Genomic DNA, 22104 nt, shown 5'->3' with positions numbered 1-22104 from the left:
TGTCTCGCATCAATGGTGTCGTTTCAATTCTCTAAGCTTAAAGAATCTTGTTAACGCTTCGATGTAACTGCCTTCAGTTGATAGCGATACATAATCGATCTTATGTTGGCGGAACAACGCGGCCACACTCTCCTGCCTGATACGAGCATCTTCCGCAAAGGCTCCTCGCGTAGCGGAACTCGATGTGTCTACCCACATCCTCTTGCCGGTCTCTGCATCCTCAAGAAACATCAGACCTGATTCCGGCATTCTCAGTTCGCGCGGGTCGGTGATATTGATAGCGATGGCATCGTGTTTCCGACTCGCGATCATCAGCGGCTTGCGGAAGTCGTCACCGATGAAATCTGAAATGACGAAGAGAACCGCTCTTCGTTTGATCACGCGGTTGAAATACTCCAGCGCAGCGCCGATATCCGTCCCGCGACTCTGTGGCTCAGAATAGAGTACCTCGCGGATCAACCTCAGGACATTCCTTCGACCTTTCTTGGGCGGAATGAATTTCTCGATTCGATCTGAAAATGAGATCATCCCGACTTTGTCATTGTTCTTGATCGCAGCAAATGCGAGGAGTGCTGTCAGCTCGGCAGCTAATTCAGACTTATAGTAGTCAACCGTTCCGAATCGCTTGGAACCGGAAACATCCATGAGGATGATGACAGTCAGTTCGCGCTCTTCGGCAAATTTCTTTATGAACGGCGTTCCGTACCGCGCAGTAACATTCCAGTCTATCCTGCGAACGTCATCACCCGGCATGTATTCCCGCACTTCGTCGAATTCCATCCCCTGACCTTTGAAACTGGAATGGTATTCACCGGATATCAGGTCGTTCACAATCCGCCGTGTTCGGATTTCTATACGACGGACCTTCTTGAGGATTTCTCCTGTGTCAATAGCCACTTCTTACGGAACCTCTACAGTGTCGAATACCTTCTGAACGATATCCTCCGTCGTCAGTTCTTCAGCTTCCGCCTCATAGGTCAAGATTATCCTGTGGCGCAGGACATCCATTCCGATTGCCTTCACATCTTCAGGAGTGATATACCCACGCCTCTTGAGAAACGCATGTGCTCTGGAGGCCAGGTTCAGGTAAATCGTAGCGCGAGGTGATGCGCCGTATTCAATCAACTCGCCGATATCCAATCCAAACTTCTCCGGTTCGCGGGTAGCCATCACGATATTGACAATGTATTCTTTCACTTTCTCGTCGACATAAATCTCGCTGACAACCTTGCGAGCGTTCAGAATGTCGGCCGGGGATACTACCGGGGAGGCAAACGGCTTGTCTCTAACCGTCATTCGGTTCATGATCTCGAGTTCACCATCCCTATCAGGATAAGTGATCTTCAGTTTCAGCATAAAACGATCGATCTGCGCTTCGGGTAGCGGATAGGTTCCCTCCTGCTCAATCGGGTTCTGCGTCGCTAGAACCATAAACGGGGCTTCAAGCGGATACGTGGTGTCGCCAATCGTGACCTGACGCTCCTGCATGGCCTCGAGCAAAGCGCTCTGCACTTTGGCGGGAGCGCGGTTTATCTCATCGGCGAGAATGATGTTTGCAAACAGAGGGCCCTTCCTCGGGTAGAACTTGCCTTCCTGAGGCGAGTAGACCAGCGTGCCGATAAGATCCGCCGGAAGTAGGTCGGGTGTGAACTGAATCCGCTGGAACTTGGTTTGAATTGCGTCCGACAGGGTTTTGATCGATAGTGTCTTAGCCAACCCCGGCACTCCTTCGAGCAAAACATGACCGTCCGCCAGTATACCAACCAGCAGACGCTCGACAAGATAGTCCTGGCCAACAATCACTTTCTTTATCTCAGCCGTCAGTTTCTCTACAAATGACGACTCCTCCTCGACCTTCTTCTGGATTTCTTGAATATCCTGATCCATTATTCCTCCATCAATGCTGTCATATTAACAATTCGTACGCGATTAGGTGGGTGATTGTTCCACGATCTGTCGCAGTTCTGAAACCACAGCAGCCAGATCGGATTCACTTCTGGAGAGTCCGCTAAACTTGAGGCTCGCACTCCAGTCGAATAGCTGTATCCATATGAGTATCACCGCAGTAGGTACACCAGCTTCATGCAGTTCTTTAGCTGCCTCTTTGCCGCTCAATCCTGTCGCAAGAAGGCCATAGCGACCTGCAAGGTAGATCTTGACTGACTCTATCAGGTTTCGTTGCGCATCTGCAGTTTTTCCGTGAGCGAGTTGAATGCCCACCTTGTCAAGAGCTTCCGACAGTTTAGCCTCCGGCTCTCTCGATTCGGTATTAGACCCAACCTGCTTCCGTTTCTCCTGAGTCCGCTTGTAGACGTATATCGATGTGATCGTAATGACCAGGACAATTGCAGCCAGTAGAAACAGACCTGCGATTCTGCCCGATCCACCCGAGTCCGGGAGAACCGAAACCCTGATCTCAGACGACTTCAATCTTACAACTCTGCCAGTCTGGACCTCAACATAGTCGAGGGAAAGCGCCGGGATGATCGTTGGCCCCGCTGCAAGCGGCAAGAAGAGATGCCGTGTGATCCGCTTGAATGCGGGTGCTTCCAAGGAGACGATCCGTTTGCTTGAGCTTCCAGTGGAGATCAGCTCGAAATTTTCTATCTTCGGTGCCGGAGGCTCAGCGATATCGAACCTGCTATCATCACCGGTGATAGTAACTGCAAGTTCGAGAATGAGAGTATCCCGAAGAGTCAACTCCACTGGCGCAGCGCTCACGTCAAACTCGACACCATCGTCGGCGAGCGCGACAACGGGCAGCATGATGGTAACGAGAACAATGGCTATAACCGTGGGAGTCAATTTCATAGTGTCGGCATATTTAAGGATGCTAGTGCTGAGTGTCAAGATCAATTTGTAAACCGTCCTATCAGAAGAACCAGCAGCCCGAGCGGCATGAGGATTTTGAGGTATGTTTGCACACGGTAAAACCCGGATTTGTCGGATGACTTAACAAGCAGCCATGATGTCCAGACAAGCGGAATTGCGATCAGAGCAAGTGCACCTACGAGAAAATACGGGAACAGCGCCAGCCATAGGTACGCAAGGATCATTGCTGCTATGAGCAGTGCAAACACGACAAGAACAACTGCTTTGGCGAATCTGATCCCCACGAGAGCGGGGAATGTCCTGATTCCAGCGGCAGTATCTCCGGAGATATCTTCGATGTCTTTGACGATTTCTCTCGCGAGGTGGAAGAGGAAGACAAACACCGATCCAGCCGACGCGAGCCCTATCTGTGACCACTGCCAGTCATCGACAATGGCCATGGCATAAATGAAACTCAGAGCCGAGACGTATGCGATCCAGGTATTCGCTACAAAAGGAATTCTTTTCGCGATGAATGCATATCCAAGAAGCATCAGAGCTGCGAGCGCTGCGATCTTGAAACAGGGAACGTTGACCAGACCCGCCAGCACGAGTCCCGTGATCAGATGCAGTCCGGCAGCGAAATACCCCTGTACCACAGTCAGACTACCGGATGGAATCGGCCGCTCAGGTTTGTTGACGGCATCGGAAACGTGATCTACGGCATCGTTTATGGCATTTCCGAATCCTCCGACCAGTGCAGCACCCAGGGCAGCGATGGCAATAGTGCTGAAAGGAGGCACGTCACTCAGGAGAAATCCGGCAGTCACGACAGAGCAGAAGATTATCAGTTCGTTGACGGGTCTGCCGATCAACAGCATATGATAAATCGTTCTCATCAGAAACGACTCTCCAGAGTAGCGTATAGCTTGCCGTCGCCCAAGCTGTCATTCTTGCCCCAGGCAACGTCCATCAGTAGTTTTCCATTGGAGAGCCCGAATTCAAACCCTCCCCCGACCCCGAATCGTGAAAACGATTCAGGCGATGACTGTCTGAACCACGCACCATCTCCAAAGATGTGAAATCGTGCATTCTTCGCAAGCGTCAACTCGGGCTGTAACGTAAATAGTGCGTAACGAGAACAGAGAAACTGATCTTCACGATATCCGCGAAGATTTCTGGCTCCTCCGAGTCTTAACAGATCCGACGGTGGAATCAAATCCTCATCGGTTACAATCCCCGCACCGGATATTCCGATCTTCTGCTGAAGCCGGTGAAGAAGCGGCATGCTAAGAACATAGCTTCCGCGCAGTCTCGTATCTGTGATTCTGGTATCGGCAGGCTCGACACCGGCGAAAGCGAACTGCTGCTTGATCCCGTACTCGATATCGAGATCGACCCGTTGCGAAAACCTCGACTGCGTGTTCTGTGCTGTCGATCCAAGCCCCCACCACCAGCGACGTGAAGGGACCACTCCTCGGTAAACCGATCCGAGCGGAGTGTACTTGCCCCACCCACCTGATAGCCGAATCGTTGCGCCCCTGCCCTTTCCATACTCAAGCGTCAACTGCGCCGAGAGCTTCTGATACAGACTATCGAATTTCAGTTGCTCCAGGTCGGTCGAAACAGACAACGGTTGATAGAAGAGATTGGGCTGATAATAGCCCAATGCGACTTCGTGCGAGATCGGATTCTTCTTGTTGTATCTGAATGAGATTCGCCTTCCTCTGCCAAAGAGATTCTCGAGTTCAATCCGCGCGAATCCTCTCACATACGCCGACTGATTGCCGTACGCAGGCTGGTAACCGATGCTGCCCTCAAGCAGATTCGTTGGAAGCTGCCTCACTCTGAAGACTGGAACGCACACTGTGTAGTCATCCCTGAAATCAAGGTAGGCACTGTCATCGACCGACAGAAATCTGTGAGCACGAAATATGCGGATCGATTCCAGAATATCGCCGGCATTGAATCTCTCGCGCGGCTTCACGCTCGATATTCTCTTTAGGTACTTCGCAGTCGCCGGATCGGCGCCCAGGATTCTGCATGTGTCAAACATCGTCTCAGGTCCAGTGACGATATTTAGTTCCAAATCGATTACACCGGTCTCGGGAGTAGACATGTCCGAGACACTCACCTGGACAAATGGATAGCCCCCTTCTCCATAATAATCAATTATGCTGTTCGCGATGCCATCGAAGTTCTTGCGATTCGCGGCGACCCCTCTGTAGATACGCCCACCGAAGACATTTTCAACATCCATAGTATCGCCACTCAGGCTGACATCTCCGATTGAGTAGCGATTTCCTGTTGTCACGATTAGCGTGTCTGATCGCTCGCCGTGAACCAACGATACAATTGCAGCAGGGTAAGCTTTCGAGTAGTACAGGTCAGAGACACTGTCGATCAGAGCAGAATCCGGCAGGTCATTATGCAGAAGATATCTGATCTCGCTCGCGGACACACGATCATCTCCTATGATGACGATTTCAAGATCGCCACACAGTGCAGTTGCACAATAGCCGATCAAAATCAGGAGTGTGCAGATTGCTCGCATCAGAACCTCGCCTTGACTGATACTGAAGACACGTGACGCGTGTCGATCTCCGGGATTTTCTCGCCATCGTACGAGAGGCTGGTGCTGATACTCCTGCTGAATCTCAATTCCACAGTCGCTCCCCACTGGAGATTATCTCCGAGCCGTCTTCCGGAGACATACTGAAATGGAATGAACCGCTCAGTTTGAGAGGCTGAAACAGACTGATACGCAAACCGCCCGCTCACTCGACCGGTGCCCGCGATCTGCCTTGACGCTTCCGCAGCAGCCTCCCACATGGTCACCTCCAAATCATCGCTTCGGCTCATGTCACGCAGATACGCCGGTTTGAGAACTAACTCATAGCGAGGATCAGGCCGGTAACGTAGTACATTCCCCAATCTATGCTCTACGAAACTGGCATCGCCATACGAGCGCGAATTCTGATCGAGTCTCTTGAAGCGATGTTCGATAGTATAGAGAACCACTTTCTTGAAGTCGAATTCAAGACGATTCAGCAGAGTGAGGCCATAGTCTGCCAACTGAGGTGTCTGCATCGGCCTCGCGGTGCGCTGCTCTTCGAATGAAGAAAAGACCGACATCCCCCTGCCCAAATCCACTCTTGTGGTCTGCCTCAGGTTCTTACCATAGCTCCGCCGCGTGTCTTCAAATACACCCGCGTACGGCACGATCCAACCTGCGTTGAACCGCTCGTTTTCACCTCCATTTTCGCTGGTGCGAAGGTGCGTTTCCAGTGTGAACCTCTTCAGGAATGCGAGGCTGGCGGGACAGCTCTTCCAGTGTTCCGGTCGAGTGTAGAGAATCAGACTACGACTTATGCTGATCCCAACATCATCAGTCCCAAGAACTTCCTCCACGCGAATGTAGTCACCGAATGGATCCGGAACATATACGCCGTCCTCATGCCTGAATTCTCCCTCCCCCTCACCCACCTTGATGAAACTCTCGCTTGTGCGCTCGACTCCTTCCCTGCTGATGCGGTAATTGAGCGATAGATCAAAGAGATTGCCAAATCCACCTAGTCGATAGTCGAGCGAAGTAGCGAGCTGCGACTGATTGTATTGATTCGGAATGAAGTAATGAACCCGACGATGCGTGATGCTTGCAATCACACTCGACTCGCTAACACCACCTCGGCTCGTGTATGCAAATGACACGTCACGGGAATCGTATTCCTTTTGCCACTCCTCCCGTCGAAGTTCGCGATTCTCATAGGCGACATCCAATGATGCCCCTGCAAAACCAGCGCCAGTTGTATACCGATCATATCGCCTTCCGGAATCTGTTGAATCGAGTGGTCTGAGATCGGTCTCATCGTTCCAACGCCCGAACGCGCGAATCATACCTCCGTCAAGTCTGACGGCAATTTCGTCTTCATACAACCGTGAATCCATGTCAGCCACAATGTCGGTCGATTTGCGATCAGAGCGAGAGACAGTCACCGCAAGATGATTGAACGGACTCAATGTACCGACGTAGCCGTAGCGGTTGGCATCTATGAAATCGCGGTCCTGGTATAATCCAAAGCTCGCGGCAAGGCTCCCGTAACTTGCGGCATGAATCATCTGCGAGATGGACACTTGCTCCAATACATTGAAAATAGAATCGCTCCGCAATCCCCATTCACGATCTCGCTCCACGTCGTACTTCCTCCCCGGCAGGAAGAATTCGCTCTCAGATCGCCTCGCTTCAACCGTCGCCTCCCACGTAACGGCAGCGGCATCCGGCCGACCGAAAGGCGATACTGATAGACTCGCCCCCATATCCGATCCGGTATTGTCATTGTCACCAATGTTCGATGCGAGGTTTCGATCATGATCGCTGACCGTGCCGATGAATCGAAACGAAACCGCGTCGTTTCCTGTCTGTGTTGTCAGCGATACGGCATCGGCGCGCTCCGGCAACGGCACAAATACGACCGGGAGATATGAACCCTTGCCTCTGGCGATGAATTCGTAGACGCCCCCTCCCAGATAGCGGTAGTCACCTTTTCCCTCGCCATAGTACGAAAAACTTACCTGATAATCGCCATTCCCCAATCCGACAAAGGAGTAAACTGTGTCGGATTCGATTATTTCCTGTAAGTAGCTTCCCTGTCCCGAATCGACTTTCGCAACACCGGACCTTGCGGCCAGAGTGCTGGAATCACCCGCGTCAGCCAGCAATTCAATATCACCCGGCGACAATGCCAGCTGCGATGGATTATCTTTGGAGTCGGACTGCCGCAAGAAATCGATCCTTGCAGATGCGAATGACGCCGTGTCGCCTAAGAGAAACGATCCGGCATAGAAATCCTGTCGGTAGTTCTCATCGAGGTACTCGAAATCCGCTTCAATGCGAGAGCGCGACGTGATAGTGATCCTTGGGGAGAACGTCAACTCGCCTCTCAGGTAATCCACTTGATAATCGGCATCGGCTCCCCGCACAAGCGCACGTCCATCCAGCCAGACGCGATCAGTGCCGGGCAATATTGACACGGTATATCTGCCTGCATTGGATAGCAGCTTATACGGTCCTGCGATACCGTCGCGACCGAATGATCTCAGCGCGCCATGCTTTGATTTGATTCCACCGACAGTCAGATCGCTCTGCAGATTCCCGGAATGCACAGCAACCTGTCCCCCCTTCAGTGTTTTTGTGAGTCGAGATGTCATGCCGAATTTACGGTCGAATACGATATCACCGATGTCTGCGCGAAAGTTGTCTGATGCAAGGCTGAGAGTCACGCGGTCGATCTCACCCAGTGAGGTTGAAATCCCTCCGACATCAGGGCTGGATTGATCTGATAGAACTCCACTCACCTTCAGATTATCAGACAGGTATCCGTCGATCTGAACATTGAGAGTCTGATTCAGCTCAAGATCAGCGCCGGTTCCAGCTCTAAAACCGATTGATTTGCTGCCAAATATCTGAAGCTTATTCGAGTGTTCAGTTTGCGACCGCCCATGCACGGGACTTAAGTCCAAGGGGGCTCCATACGACGGTGGACGTGCCTCGGTGTTCGTCAATTTACGTTTGAAGTAATAAGAGGGCAATTGAAACCAGAGGTGACTGTAAGCGATCTCTATACTCACTGGAATCGGCAAAGATGTCAGAAACTGAATCGTACCGGTCGGCACGTCGACATCATATTCATCGTCCGAAAGAGTGCGGCCATTTGCAGTCACAACCAGAGTATTGCGGATGATATTCCCGTGTTTGAGTCTTACAACGGTCGGCGCATTGTCAAAACAGAATGTCTCTTTATTAACCGGAAGATCAGATGCAGCCGAGTAACTCGCGTTGAGCAAGCACGCTAAGAGGAATATTCCGGCACCGATCCGCATAGGCTACTGCCTGTTTGGACGAAAGACCATGACCCTGTCACCTTCGGTGTCGGAGACGAATATCCAGCCCTCGTTATTGATGCATATGCTCTCTGCCCGCCGGAACTGGTAGTCACCAGTGCCCGTGGATCCGAATGAGTAGAGCTCCTTGCCGTCACCACCGAATATCGAGACACTATTCAATTTGCGGTCGACCAGATATAAGACCCCCCGTCTGTCGACCCACAACCCTGCAGGATCATCGAGAGGTTTAGCTGTAACATCTCCCAGAAAATTATCGTAGCTATCGTACGCGGCGATTTGCTTCCTATTGCGACCAACCACGAACAGATTATCATCAGCATCAATGGCCAGCCGTCCCGGGAAAAAGAAGCCGCCATATCCGGTGAGCTCCTGAAGCAACTCATATTTCCGATCGAGCTTGACGATCCGATTGTTATCAGGATCGGAAAGGAAGATGTCGCCGAACGAATTTACAGCTATCGCATGCAGCCTGCCGACGTTGTCGTTGTCCGCAAGCGTGCTGATTTTCGTGGCAGATATCCAGTTCAGATCGTCATCGAGACGTACAATTCTCGAATTGGAGCTGTCGAGAACATAGAAGTTAACACGGTCCGGTGTGGCAATGTCCGTGATTGCGGCGAAATTCTCACGTGAGAAACCGAATCCGCCAATCTCAGCAAGAAATGTCCCGTCCGGCTTGACTTTCACAAGCCTGAGATTCCCGGCGTCGCAAATGATCAGATTCCACTGGGGATCCATCGCAATTGCACCAGGCCTTGACAGCACCTGCGACCCTATTCTGCCACTAATCGTCCCAACAAAAACATATCCGGTAATATCGCCCATGCTTGCATTCGATCGATTGAAGGGGGATTTGGGGCCACAGCCAGGCAGTCCGAGAAGATTAGTCAATACCAGCAATGACACCGCAAGACACTTGACGCACTGTTTTGATGAATAGTCGACCATTGAACTAATTAAGGTGCACAGTGTCCCACTCGCAACAAGAATATGATCCAATCACAAACTCAGAAGCTTCGACTAAATTCGATTCTGCATTCGGCAGAACTGCCGTTGGGCATCGGAACGACCCTGAAATTGAGTCCCGAGAATTCGTCGACAAGCGAGCGGTTGTGTCCTTTTGCACTGCGCCATGCAAAGAACATCGATACCGCCCTGTTGAGCGCAGCCCCGGCGAGTGCGAAGTTGGCAACACGATAATAGGACTTAGAGTCATTCTTAATATCGCGATAAGCCTCACGGGTTTCATCACTCATCCATTGCCAATCCCATTCGGGAGTCTCGGGATAGAACGGATTGTCTCTGGAATAGACGCGTGACTCTTTGTTGTAGTCATCCCGACTATTGTGGAAACCAACCATGTCCCAGAATGCGTCGTCTTTGCCGGTCGGATCAACGCCTGCGTTGGCAATGGCATACTGTCTGTAATCGTCTTTCTTCCACCCACCAAGCTGCCTCGAGAAAAGAACTGTTGACCATACACCTATTTCAGTGGTAAAGAATATTGTTGCCTTCGTGCGGGAATCACCGATATAGACTTCACCCAAGCCAGGCAGCAGGAGTGAATAGAGAATCGCTCTGCCCGGAGATTTGTGTCCCGCGGGACGATCCGAAAACGATCCCGTCTGCGAAGACGTTCCCCATTCATCTTTGCCTGCCTGTGCAAGCTGGAATGGTTCCTGCGAAACAAAGAAGTAATTATTGTCTGGAGGTACAAAGACGCTGCCATCCGAACAGAAGGCGGACGACGATATCATCAGCAGCAGAAGAGCCAGACAAGCAGTTTTGTTAAACAACGTATTCACATCCTCTCACTGCAGATCAATAGAATTTGTATGTGAGTACAAGTTCCGGGATTTGCTCACCATCACGCCTCGCCATCCGAGCCTTGACATTGACATCCGAGAAAACATCTCTTTTCTTGTTGAATCGCTTCGCCGACAGTGCAGCGTCGAACGCTGACAGAACGTGATTCGCAAGTGACACCATCGCCCAGGTGCGTGCGCTTTCGAGCTTGCTATTGGCGTCCTCTCGCATTGAAAGGTACGATACGCGGTTAAACGACGTATCTCTCACCGGATCGTAATCGTCCCAGCCATGCTTGAACTGCTCCCATTTGCCGATCATCTCATAGTACTGCTGGGTTTTCTGATCAGGCAGATGATGCGTGAAACCAGCCACATCAGCGTCGGATTCCTTGCCCAGAGTGTCAATCAGCCAGATTGTGTACTCTGTAGGCGACCAGTGATTGTCTGCATAATCCTCGAACTCATCTTCTTTTTTCGTCCCCGATGAGTGCTTAGTGAGATACTGTGTCCAGCTAAGCATGTCGAAAGCAAAGAAAATCCCTGCCTTCAGCTTCGATCCGGAGTAATACTCTCCCAGACCCGGAACGGCGATCGAATAGAGAAAAGCCTTGCCTACCGATCGGTGTTCAGACGAGTAGATGTCGCCGTCAAACATCGGAAAGTCATTGAACTCACCCGATCCCGCATACATAACGGGATCCGTTTCCGTAAGCCTGTCCAGCTTCTCCAGATATGCACCCTGGTCAGTTTGCAGAAAATCTCCGATCTCCTCGGATTCATCGTTGCCCTGCGCCGAGAACACGGTAGTTGATACCAGACAGAGCATAACCATCATGATTAGCAAAATTGAGATTCTGTGCATCTATTGTTCCTCCCGTCAGTCGTCACCTGACAACTGCGATCTTCTTTGTTCTAACTTCACTGGAACCGCCTGAATTGGCTTCCAGCCTGCAGATATAAACTCCGGACGGATAGCCATCCAGATTCCACCTGTAGTCTACCGGCACGTTATCACCGAGGGCATCATCCTCATAGACAAGCCTGCCTGAGACGTCGTACATTGATATCTTCACATTGCCCGGTCCGCTCAAACGGTATCTGATATTTGTGAACTCGCTCGCGGGATTGGGATAGCTGTAGAACGTAGTAATCACATCGCTCAACGAACCGCTCTGAGGAGCGTAGTTCGAAGTTTGCCTGAAATTGTACAGAGTCGATATTCTGCCACCCTGTAGCCAGGACTGCTCAGCGACGAGTGGTCTGCTTCTGACAGGCGCGCCGTACATGCGGTTGTCCGCCGACACAGTAAAGAGCATCCCTGCAAAGTTATTCGCAGATGATCCGGCAATGAGTGCTGAACCGAGTGCTCCCCACGACCCGCCAAAGCGCGGGAAGTCTCCAGCCTGTCTGCCATCAGTCTTGCAGGCGAAGAGCTCGCCGGCTGCCGTACCGACAATGATCTCAGGGGCACCGTCGTTATCAACGTCGCCCACTATCGGAGTGCTCTCCAAAATCCCGGTCGAGTGATGACGATCAAGCACCTGGGGAAAATTCTCGAGCTGCGTGCCATTGAAGTTGTACGCGAACACTTTGTTATTGCCCGCAAACAGTATCTGATAATGAGGCACTCTCGGATCCAGAGCCGCAGTGACAACTCCTCCCGCCAGACTATCCGCAACCTGTACCTCTACTGCATCCATGTCGAATCCTGAGGATGAACCGTTAAGCAGGATGATTAGCTTGCCGTCTGCTGTTATTGCAGCGAAGTCGGTCTCCTGAGAACCATCCAGATCAGCGGCGGTGAATCCGACAACGTTCACATCACCGAAGTCATAGATAGTCGCATGGTTCATCGTCATCAGCTTTGAAGTTGAGACATCTGTTCGTGATGTGACGTAGTATGCTTCCATCATTCCGATCGCGAAGTGGGTTACAGGGCCATCGTTCAAACTCGACTGAAGGTTCCCATCGACATCGTATACATAGAATCCAGATTCTGTTCCGAATCCGATACCGATGTCTTCACCTCCCAGCGGTACAACGATCGGTCCGGCAATTACTTCACCACCTGCCTCGTCGAAGGCCATCTGAAGATCGGCAGCACCGTCGTCATCTTCATCCGCAATTTCCCAGATATAGATACGGTCGGCATCGGTTCCGACTGAGACCTCCAGCGCCGGGTCATCATCGAGCTGTGCAACCAGCGGCGCAGTAACGATCTCTTCATCGGCCGGCACTGATGCTATTGCCCTCAGTTCTTCGATTACGAAACCGCCCCCCCGGAGCGTGTCGCCATAGAATACGAAATTGGAATCATAGATTTCCTCGCCCGGAAGCGGAGTGATTACCGGGCTGCCGTCAGCCTCGACAGCGATAAGATACTGCTTGCCCGAAACAAATATCTCGTCTATCCCGTCTTCATCGCAGTCAGCCAGCACAGGCGGGAAGCCGGACCAGTTGACGAACTGGGGGAAATTGTCCAGCCTCGAATCGAGACGGACATCAAGAGTCATGATTGTGTCGATTTCTGATATATTGAATATTCTTATTCCCGTGTATGATCCGGAGTTTGAGCGCGACGACGGGTTAGTAGTCGGCGACAGAGCGCTGTTGTTGCCTGCGAAGAAGAAATCGAACGGGCTGCCGAACCGGGTGCGGTAGTTGCCGCCGAAATCGATAATGCCGTCAGCCTCGACCAGCGATACAAATCGCCTGTTTTCCCACTGCACCGAATCGATGCAAAGCCCAAGGTTGTTCGGTACAAGGCACGGATAATAATTGTACCACTGCAGTGCATTATCCTGGAAATTGCTGAATCCGTCCAAATCGTAGTCGTAGTATGCCCTGGTTTCGTCTATGTGCCAGATCAGAATGCCAGACCCCGGCACGAAAAAGTCGTAATCGCGAGTCAGATATCTGGGATCCTCGACACTCGCCGGAGCAGGACCAAGAATGACGCCCGTCTCAGCTTCCACTCTGAGATTCGTGCTGTCATCCCTGTCTGAATCGACCTGCCGATTCTCGATCAGATAGTATTCGAAATCACTTATGGGCACTTTGATAACCTGAGGTTCATCAGTGAGAATCTCTGCCGCCCAGACCTCGATATCATTGATATTCGACACCTCGACCACATCAACAAAACCGAGATATGCCCGCGACCATGCGTCCGGAAAAACCGGCAATACATCGAGAACAAACCTGAATGATTCGGCATCACCGAAATAAATCTCCGCAGCAGTTCCCCGTCCCTGATTGTCCATGAGCGAAAAGTCACCAACCTGCGTCATAAACGTCCTCGTGTCATACAGATCCACAAGCCCCAGCTGGTGACCGAATTCGTGAGCCAACACTCCATTGAGAGCTACAACACGGTTATCCTGCGACACCGCCTCCGGCATAAGGACAACTTCAGACACTGTAACCGCACCGTTGTCGGCTATGACTTGATATTGCGACGGAACGACCGCAAATCCGGTGTAAAGATCGCTTGGTGTGTGGGTGTCGGAAAATGACAGATCCATCTGCTGATCGGCTCCCGCATGAAACAACACAAATGCATCATATTCCGAGAAGTCAATCTCCGTATCCGCATCCGCAAGCGTGAAGCCTTCATGGAAGAGCCTGAACAGTCCTTCATCAGGCGGCGAGGTGCTGTATGACGCCATCGGCATGTTCAGTGTGTAGACCGAATCGTCCTGAGACGGAAAGACCGAGTATGTCAGATTGACGCGACCCTTCGACACTACATTCCAGTACTCATTGAGCGCGCGAAGGTGAGTTTCGAAATAGGTTGTATTATGCGGAGCCATGTCGATTTCGTGCGCCTCTTCAGAGATGAATTGCGCCTGAGATCGAAAATCAAAATGCCCGCGCCCTGTGGTCGCTGGATCATCCACATCCTCGTATTGGAATTGCACGCGGATCGCGCATATCCTGACAGTACGAACATCGTTCGCGTCGAGAGCCACATCCGGCAACGACATATTCGACTTTCGCGTCAATCCGAGCAGGTTGTTCTTCGAAACTCCGCTCTTGAACTGGTGGACGTCTATCTCATCAATAGATGACTCAGACTGATCCACCTGTTTGCTCTTGATAGTCAGCACATCCGCGTGGACAGGCATGGCTATGAGACACACCAGTATCATAAACGTCAGATGTTTGGTTATCTGCAATCCCTGCATGATGCTCTCACCCATCACTACAACCTACCCGTCAGCGATATTCTCAACGTGTTTGCAAGAGGCACAGTCTCCGATGATGGGATATAGGCGAAGTCGAATCGAAGCTGTCTGAACTGCAACCCTGCGCCAACAGTGAAGTAGTTGATCGACCCGACATCATCGTTCTTGTATCCGGCTCTGAGCGCAATGAACGACCCGTACCAATACTCAAATCCTACATTCTGAATCGCTTCTTTGAGCTCTTCTGAAAAGCCGTCGTTGAGGTCAGTAATCCTCTTGTTGACCTCTCCGATGAGCGTCAACTTGTTGTATGGATTCCTGAGCAGATCGTATGCAAGTCCAACCGCCAGATTGCGAGGAAGCGGGTCGGATTGCGCTGCGTCGATGTATGCGATGTTGGGGCCAAGATTCGTCAGCGCCGCACCGAGCGTCAGTTTCGGAATCGGTGTGCGGTACAGAATTCCGGCATCGACAGCAAATGCTGTAGCAGTTCCCGATCCAATCTCAGCTCCCGAGCCCTGATCAGACAATTTCGAGTAGATGATCTTAGCCGAGATTCCTACTGACAGCCCCTGCGACACATTCGCACCGTAAGTCAGTGACAACGCGCCGTCAAAAGCATGGAACGTATCCACTACTGCGGAGTTTGCTTCGAGTGTTCGCGGTATTGCGCCATAGGACATGAATGTCGCGTTGACACCGATCGTGCCCCAGTCGTCTCCAAGGCTCTGCACGTACGACAGATACTCATAGTAGAGATCCGACGCCAACTCGGGCGCATAGTTCGCATGCATGAGGGTGATCTCTTTCTTGGCGGCAGCATAGACAACAACATGCTGTGGGGTGGCAAACCACATATCACCGCCCGCCTCGTAGATCCTGACTGTTTTCTCACGCTCAAGATTATTGTGATAGTAACGGGAGAATTTCTCCCCCGAGTGGCGAATTGTGCCGAAATTGGTTCCGACGAAAATGTTACCGCTGGAAATACCGATCGAATTGATGTAGCTTCCGAGCGGATTGGCGTACACATATACCGTCTGTCCTGCCGAGATATTGTCGCCATCGATGTAGTTGTACGACTTGATCAGAGTTGCAAGTTGCTCGGCCTTGCCCGATCCGGACTCCATAAGATAATCCTTCGCTACTTCGAGAACGGTCATATCCTTCTGAGCTGTGTACGCTTTGTAGCCAAACACTTTGAATCTGCCGTCGCCGAAAATTTTGAGGCCATGTGTGGTCCCGACCCAGAGGCGCGAATGCTCGTGGTCATAGACCATCGATGTGATCGGGTGGCGGAATGCTGTCTCGAACGGTATTGCGATCTCAGTGCCAGGTTCGGGGTAGTCACTGGCGAGATTATTCTTGGTCTTGATCTCCGCAGCCTTCTGTCTGATGTAGTCATTGTCATACACACCACTAAACTCGCGGACCATACGAATCAGGGAATCATTGACCACCGCCGTGTACTGATAGTCTGATCGCCAGGTGTCTCCGTTGAAAAAGAACAATCTGTTGCCTGCAGCGGCCCATGCCTTATCACGAGAGTATCCGTAGATGCTCGTGAATTCGATATCTTCAAGGCCCGTCTCTGAGGCATAGAACGACCATGTTCCTCTATAGTAGTAGGCTACTCCCCTTCCCGTGGCCACCCAAAGTCTATTCTTATCGAATACTGAAAGCGCGTTGATCTTAGTGGATGGCAGGCCATCCTCGATCGTGTACCGCTGCCACGCTCTGCCATTGAACAGAAAGAGACCATCATCAGTCCCTACCCACAACAGCTTATCGGTCGCTGCGATGCATGTCGGATCGGCTGTGAATGGCAGTGCATACGGCAGGTAGATGACTCTCGGTATCCGACCGGAGTGAGACTTGTGAAGTGAGAACTCGAGTTTGCTCAGTTCTGCAGAGGTCAGGTCATCATCAGCGATTGCATTGTCATAGTCCTGAACAAATCGCGTGAATAGATCAGGATCGAGATTCATCTCGTCGTACCAAATCAGGACATCATTCAAGTCAGTCTCGAAAACATCTGTCAGAATGGCATCACTCGAGGCGGCAAAGGCTGACCGAATCTTCTCGATTATGTCCTCGATCCGATCCTTGGTGATACCATAATTGAGAGCCGCGACCTGCTGCCTGAGCGCATTTAGCCGTGCCTCGTCAGCCTCGTCAGCATAACTTGAGATGAGATCAGTGACATAGTCAGCTTTATTAGGATAGACAGCCAAAGAAGAGTTCCAGGCATCTGCTCCATTCCATTTAGTCAGACCGCCCGGCACGAGAGCCCAGATATCATACCGGCTATAGTTGTCCGAAGGGATGTCGTTCTTGAGCAGAGCCATATCGAGAATCTGAGTCTCCCAGGGCAGCGAGTAATCCTTCCAGAGTGCGATTAGAACCTCGTAAGGAACTTTGACTTTGCCTGGCCTGTACGTTTTCGAAGTCTTGGCAAGAGTCTCTACGACTTCGGAATATTCATCCGGCGACATGACGCCATCTTCCAAAACAAAATTCAACTTCTCCTCAAGGAAGGTAACCGATTCCGGAACAATCCTCAGATTCTGCCAATCGGCAACGATTGTCTCGAAGAGTCCGTTGACCTCCCTGGTCTGATTCTCGTCGAGGAGACCCAGCAGCCTTGCTCGCTGACCATCGATCCGGTCAAACGTCACGCCTGTATTCTCGGAAGCGATCGCGCGAACGCCCATCTTGAGCAGATCGCGATCTTCCAGCCTAGCATTCGATGCGATGAACTGCACAACAGGAATCTCCGTATCGACATCGAATTCCAGAAAGCTTTCTTTGCCGGATTCCCCAATGCGGACTATGCCATCCTTTCGGAAGAGAAACTGACCTATCGTCTCGGAATAGTCCTCTTCTACCTCGCCTTTCAGCACCTGCACTGCCCTCTCCCGCATAATCCGGTCATCTCTGATGCTGATCTGATGGAAATCACTCGTGAGCGGATAACTGCCGAGACCGGCCGGGTTCCAGTGAGTAGCGGTAGCATCATCAGCGACGGCCACAAATGCTTCGCCCATGCCCGCAGCGCGCGCACCTGCCGCTATTCTCAGGAACAGCACACCCGCATCGGAGACTCCGGCGATCGCATCGTGCCCGGCGCCTGCGAGCGCCGCCATAGCAAGAAGGGTGATTAAGAAAAGTCTGCGCATAAGTCCTCCTGAATTCTATCTAAGGATAACGAGTTTCCCGAAGCCTTCTGAAGCGTTACTCTCCCCCTGCGAAGCAAATGTGAGCCTTCCTGAGGCAGTAATTTTGTAAATATAGACACCATTTGACAGTCGATCCCCGACGCCGTCTGTCATATTCCAGATCGACGACAGATTGTAGCCGGCATTTCCCGGTTGCGTCGAAAGCGTTTTGATCAGCCTGCCCCGAAGTGAATACACATCGATTCGAACAGAGGAAACAGGCTCTGACAAATGATATGAGAATCGAGTCGTGTCTGTCGCCGGGTTCGGGTAGTTGGAGACTCCCGAAACGACCAGTGCTTCCACCTCTCCTATAGCGATGTTGTAAGTCTCCAAGTTTGAGTTGTTGGCAGAATCCCAGGCCTTTACCTTCAGAGTGTGAGAACCCTGCGGCAGATCCGGCATGCGAAATTCCACCGACCCAGACTGATAGCTCCCGGGATGATACGCAAAACTCTCCGTCAAGTCCATATCATTAAGTGGATCATCATCGAAAGTGACCTCGATTCCATGCCCTACTTCTCCCGAGAGGTTCATCCCCGAACTATCAAAAAGATTGATCTCCAGCAACTGATCAACCTTTACAACCCCACCTTCAAGGGGACTGCCGTTCGCCAGTTCCACCTCTATCTGCGGGCCCAGCGTGTCGGTTATTGCTGGGTTCGATCCGGAAATCGAAATGGAATCGAAACCACCCGAAGCCTGACTCGTCTGACTAACAGCGTATGCACGAATTCCTGCCGAGCTCTCGCCGTACGAAATATCTTTAGGCACCACGAACTGCATCTCAAACCTGCCGCCGGTTACAGTGCCCTTGCCCCGAAATATCCTGGGGCCGGGTAGTCTGTATTCCAGCGTGAAGTCGTCGGTCAGCTTGTTTTCCTTCTCTCTTTCTGCGTCAAAAACAGAAATGTAAACGTCACCACTGAATCCCTCATCAACTAAGCCGTCAGTATTTGCAACATATCCACTGACAGATGTCAATGCCAGAGCGGTCAATGTCTGCGGTTCAAGCGAGCTTATTACGATCTCGTTCTGCGGAACGCCGAAGTTCATCAGGGGATCTCCGAACACAACAAATTTCCTGTCATTGTCAATCGGATAGCCGGACGGGAGCTGTCTGAGCAACTTGGCGACATATACCGCCTCACAAATGGTATATTCTTCAGGACCTAGGAGCAGGTCGTATGCTTTGTACGCAAACTTCGCGTTAGGATCCGAAAAGACAAGCCTTGTTGCAGCAACCGTGGCAATCGCGCCGCCGTCATTGTAACGAAAAAGCTCTTCGGCCATCGCCTCGCGCAGCGGGGAATCAAACTGGCCGATTGAGCATGACCCGTTGAAGATCACTGCTAGTTTGTCCCTGTTCGTGAGTTTGAAGAGATCTTCTTTCCAATAGAACACCCTCTCGTCAGCCCACAGATCAGGGTTTCCATGTCCGATGTAATTAATCATCACTGTGCCGTCATTTATCGCCTGAATCACCCTGGCTCTCGCTCTCGGCTTCTGATTGAAGGAGTCGAACGGGTAATCGGTCATATATATCTTCTGAACCTCCGCACTCGGTGGAATATGTTCACTCGCAAGAATCTCACTCTGCTGAGTGTGAACAGATTCGGTGACTTTGCTGTGTTTGCTCTTGAACTCATCGTCTGCGACCAGAGTCAGGACGTTTCTCCAAGGGCCGTAGTTGGAACTGCTTTCATACTCCTTCAGTTTTGTCACGTACGCAGAGACCTCTGAACTGGATCTGACAGGCCATCGCGCCACAATCATATCGACTCCGCGATCCGCACCATACGACGAATCCGAATCGAGAACGCCCTTAGCAGCGAAGTTAACGAAATTCTCGTCAGATACAGTCTCATCCCCATCGACGACATACGGTGGCACGAAATTACCGACATTTCTGCCGAGGTTGTTTCTGAAATCATAGTGCCCGTCGCCAACCAGAAGTGCTCCGCCCAGTGGGGTGAAAGAACTTTCGAAACAGTATTTCAGAAAATCTCTTATGGCGACGGGATCAATCCTGCCTCCGGAGAAATTGGCGTAAATGTCGTCGAGTGGAACAAAATCGATGGAATAGCCCTGCTGCTTTCTGTATGACTTGTACTCTGTCACTCCGGATCGAAAACTCTCCGGCGCAATAACGACGAGGTCACCTGTGGGCGGATTGCTCAGGTCGGTTGGCGTCACGCGCCTCAGGGATGACGGCGATCTCAATTGAGATATAGTGGCAAGCGCGAATCTATCGAAGCCGGGAATTGAAGACACCCAGTCAAACGTCATCTTCCCTGCCGAAAAATCACTTCCAGTCAGAAAGGCCTGGTTGTCGAGGTCGGTTACATGCAGCAACACTGCGCTGCCCGTCTCGGTGGAACCGAAGTCGAGTGAATATCTATGTGTGCCCGGCGAATTGTACGTATAGAAATCTGAAGTGCCGGCTGAATACTTGAGAGTTCGTGGATATGTCAAATCAAAGTTGTCGAGCAGCGGAGTGAATCCATAACGCTGTTGGTGGAAAACTAGGTTGTTCAATCCGTTCTTCAGCACGCTGGCACCATCATTCACAAAGAACTTCTTGTCATGTCCGGGGTACGCGTCAGGGACATGCCACACGCCATTGATGTCGATGGCAAGGCCACCGGCATCCGGATTATCTTCTGATCTGACAAGCAGAGAGCATACCTGAAACGGGATGAGATCGTCGAGCTGGATTGAGATTGTGTAGTCTCCCTCATCGTGCCAATACCATGTAAAGTAATCAAAGATGTGGCCTTCGGAACCGATCTCCAGTAGCCTATCCTCTTCGAATCGAATGAACTGATTGAATTGATCGTGAAACACCGGTGCTGCGGCCTGAGGCGTAACCGAGACATCGCTCATGCGACGCGGATCGTCAGAGAAAGTTCCGCCGTAGGTCAACCATGCGAAGTTTTCTGTCGTGTACGGATTTCTCACCCCATGAGGCGTGATCGCGCTACTGTCAATGTCTACAAAATCAGCGCCATGCATGTAGAATATGACGCGGTCGTCGCCATCGAAACTTGCGTCTTCATCACCCGTGACCTCAATGGCAATCTCGCGGTACTGAGGTCTCGGGTCGGAATTGTCTTTCGATAGATTCCTTCCACCATCCCAAAACACGCGGAATGTGCGAGGGTCTACATTGCCAACATTGACACCGAGGTCGGAGAGCTGTGCTGGCGTGATCCCGTAGATCGCTGACTGTGTGACGCCGATCTTGATCCAATCGCTCGACTGGGAAAACGGACTGATCTCTGATTCGCCTGATAGAGAAATGCCGGAGACATCTCTCACGCGCCAGGATCTGGCTTGCTCGTAGTTGAGAAGCGACGCTCTGAATATTTTCTCGAATCTCTGGTCACCTGATGGCATCATGTTCGTGGTTGGTGCCTGATTGAACGTCAAGCGTATAGTGATCTCCTCGGCAACGGTCGAAATAGTGTTGCTGCCGACTAACTGAACCGGATCAATATGAAGCTCGATCACCCGTTGATCCCTGATGAAATATGGCCTGCCAAACGAAACTACCGGGTAGGACGCATAGGCCTTTGCCTTTTGAAATCTTGCATTGTCATAGAATGAAGTCTCCAGGGGGCGATTGACAGAGACTGCGCCTGGTTCGATGCTTGCGAATCTCGAACTCAGCACAGAGATATCGGGCATGCCGGATGGCGGAAGTCCTATGAGAACAACTCGGATCGGCACGCGCGCCTCACCAATCTTCTCGTTATAGGCACACCTCGGAATATCGAAGAGCTTCGAGCCATTACCGAGATCCACAGTCCAGTTCGACTGCTCGGGTCGGTATGTGAAGACTATGTCATCGGAGGAAAGAGACAGGACGGAAATGTCCGGGTAGTCGCTATGTCCATATAGAGGCGCGGCGGACGATATTGTTGCCGCGATACCAAGACAGAAAAGAGCTGCAATGACTGATTTTGTCGACGATCGTTTCGCCACTAACGCTTCCATTTCAAAGGACAACAAAAAAAACCGGAATTGCTGGCATCCGGCTCATTAAGCCGCCTCGACAGTCAAAGGGTTCGAAAGACACAAAAAGTCATCATCCTCAAGAAAAGCAATTCAATTTAACCCTTTAACAATGTCTTATAGTGGCTCCTCTACTTTCGATTCGACAACAAGTTAGAC

At 51.3% G+C, this 22104-nt stretch carries 12 protein-coding genes; all 12 read right to left on the bottom strand.

The features are described 5' to 3' along the window. Window positions 1-9: 9 nt before the first annotated feature. The 12 genes from KKH67_05280 to porU all read right to left on the bottom strand — a co-directional run bounded on the left by KKH67_05280 (window position 10) and on the right by porU (window position 21915). On the bottom strand, window positions 10-891 hold the full coding sequence (locus KKH67_05280; protein ID MBU1318594.1) for a DUF58 domain-containing protein: 882 nt from the start codon (window positions 889-891) through the stop codon (window positions 10-12). Between the two features lie 9 nt (window positions 892-900). After that, entirely contained in the window at window positions 901-1887 is a 987-nt protein-coding gene (locus KKH67_05275) for an AAA family ATPase (protein MBU1318593.1), read from the bottom strand. Between the two features lie 42 nt (window positions 1888-1929). Further along, on the bottom strand, window positions 1930-2811 hold the full coding sequence (locus tag KKH67_05270) for a hypothetical protein (GenBank protein ID MBU1318592.1): 882 nt from the start codon (window positions 2809-2811) through the stop codon (window positions 1930-1932). A gap of 41 nt (window positions 2812-2852) precedes the next feature. Beyond that, window positions 2853-3710 (bottom strand): UbiA family prenyltransferase, encoded by an 858-nt coding sequence (locus KKH67_05265; GenBank protein ID MBU1318591.1) that lies wholly within the window; start codon window positions 3708-3710, stop codon window positions 2853-2855. Next, window positions 3710-5365, bottom strand: a complete 1656-nt coding sequence (locus KKH67_05260; protein ID MBU1318590.1) for a hypothetical protein — start codon at window positions 5363-5365, stop codon at window positions 3710-3712. The genes KKH67_05265 and KKH67_05260 overlap by 1 nt, the downstream gene beginning before the upstream one ends. Further along, complete coding sequence (locus KKH67_05255) at window positions 5365-8691, bottom strand: hypothetical protein (GenBank protein ID MBU1318589.1); 3327 nt, start codon at window positions 8689-8691, stop codon at window positions 5365-5367. Before KKH67_05255 ends, KKH67_05260 begins: the two co-directional genes overlap by 1 nt. Window positions 8692-8694: 3 nt before the next feature. Then, entirely contained in the window at window positions 8695-9540 is an 846-nt protein-coding gene (locus KKH67_05250; GenBank protein MBU1318588.1) for an NHL repeat-containing protein, read from the bottom strand. A gap of 182 nt (window positions 9541-9722) precedes the next feature. After that, complete coding sequence (locus KKH67_05245; GenBank protein ID MBU1318587.1) at window positions 9723-10511, bottom strand: hypothetical protein; 789 nt, start codon at window positions 10509-10511, stop codon at window positions 9723-9725. Window positions 10512-10536: 25 nt separating this feature from the next. Then, a complete protein-coding gene (locus KKH67_05240; GenBank protein ID MBU1318586.1) occupies window positions 10537-11385 on the bottom strand; it encodes a hypothetical protein in 849 nt (282 codons plus the stop codon). 22 nt (window positions 11386-11407) lie between these two features. Further along, window positions 11408-14725, bottom strand: coding sequence for a T9SS type A sorting domain-containing protein (locus KKH67_05235; GenBank protein MBU1318585.1), 3318 nt, complete (start codon window positions 14723-14725; stop codon window positions 11408-11410). A 2-nt stretch (window positions 14726-14727) separates the two neighbouring features. Next, complete coding sequence (locus KKH67_05230) at window positions 14728-17889, bottom strand: PorV/PorQ family protein (GenBank protein ID MBU1318584.1); 3162 nt, start codon at window positions 17887-17889, stop codon at window positions 14728-14730. A 15-nt stretch (window positions 17890-17904) separates the two neighbouring features. Next, window positions 17905-21915 carry a type IX secretion system sortase PorU gene (gene porU / locus KKH67_05225; GenBank protein ID MBU1318583.1) on the bottom strand — a complete coding sequence of 1337 codons (4011 nt, stop codon included), beginning with the start codon at window positions 21913-21915 and terminating at the stop codon, window positions 17905-17907. Window positions 21916-22104 lie beyond the last annotated feature (189 nt).

It is taken from the genome of Candidatus Zixiibacteriota bacterium (genome assembly GCA_018820315.1).
Lineage (GTDB): Bacteria > Zixibacteria > MSB-5A5 > JAABVY01 > JAHJOQ01 > JAHJOQ01.
This window is presented reverse-complemented; position numbering and strand designations above follow the sequence as displayed.

Bases quoted from the DNA above. Each gene is read 5' to 3' on its own strand.
- KKH67_05275 (MBU1318593.1), bottom strand. From the start codon at position 1,887: ATGGATCAGGATATTCAAGAAATCCAGAAGAAGGTCGAGGAGGAGTCG.
- KKH67_05270 (MBU1318592.1), bottom strand. From the start codon at position 2,811: ATGAAATTGACTCCCACGGTTATAGCCATTGTTCTCGTTACCATCATG.
- KKH67_05265 (MBU1318591.1), bottom strand. From the start codon at position 3,710: ATGAGAACGATTTATCATATGCTGTTGATCGGCAGACCCGTCAACGAA.
- KKH67_05260 (MBU1318590.1), bottom strand. From the start codon at position 5,365: ATGCGAGCAATCTGCACACTCCTGATTTTGATCGGCTATTGTGCAACT.
- KKH67_05255 (MBU1318589.1), bottom strand. From the start codon at position 8,691: ATGCGGATCGGTGCCGGAATATTCCTCTTAGCGTGCTTGCTCAACGCG.
- KKH67_05250 (MBU1318588.1), bottom strand. From the start codon at position 9,540: ATGGGCGATATTACCGGATATGTTTTTGTTGGGACGATTAGTGGCAGA.
- KKH67_05240 (MBU1318586.1), bottom strand. From the start codon at position 11,385: ATGCACAGAATCTCAATTTTGCTAATCATGATGGTTATGCTCTGTCTG.
- KKH67_05235 (MBU1318585.1), bottom strand. From the start codon at position 14,725: ATGGGTGAGAGCATCATGCAGGGATTGCAGATAACCAAACATCTGACG.
- KKH67_05230 (MBU1318584.1), bottom strand. From the start codon at position 17,889: ATGCGCAGACTTTTCTTAATCACCCTTCTTGCTATGGCGGCGCTCGCA.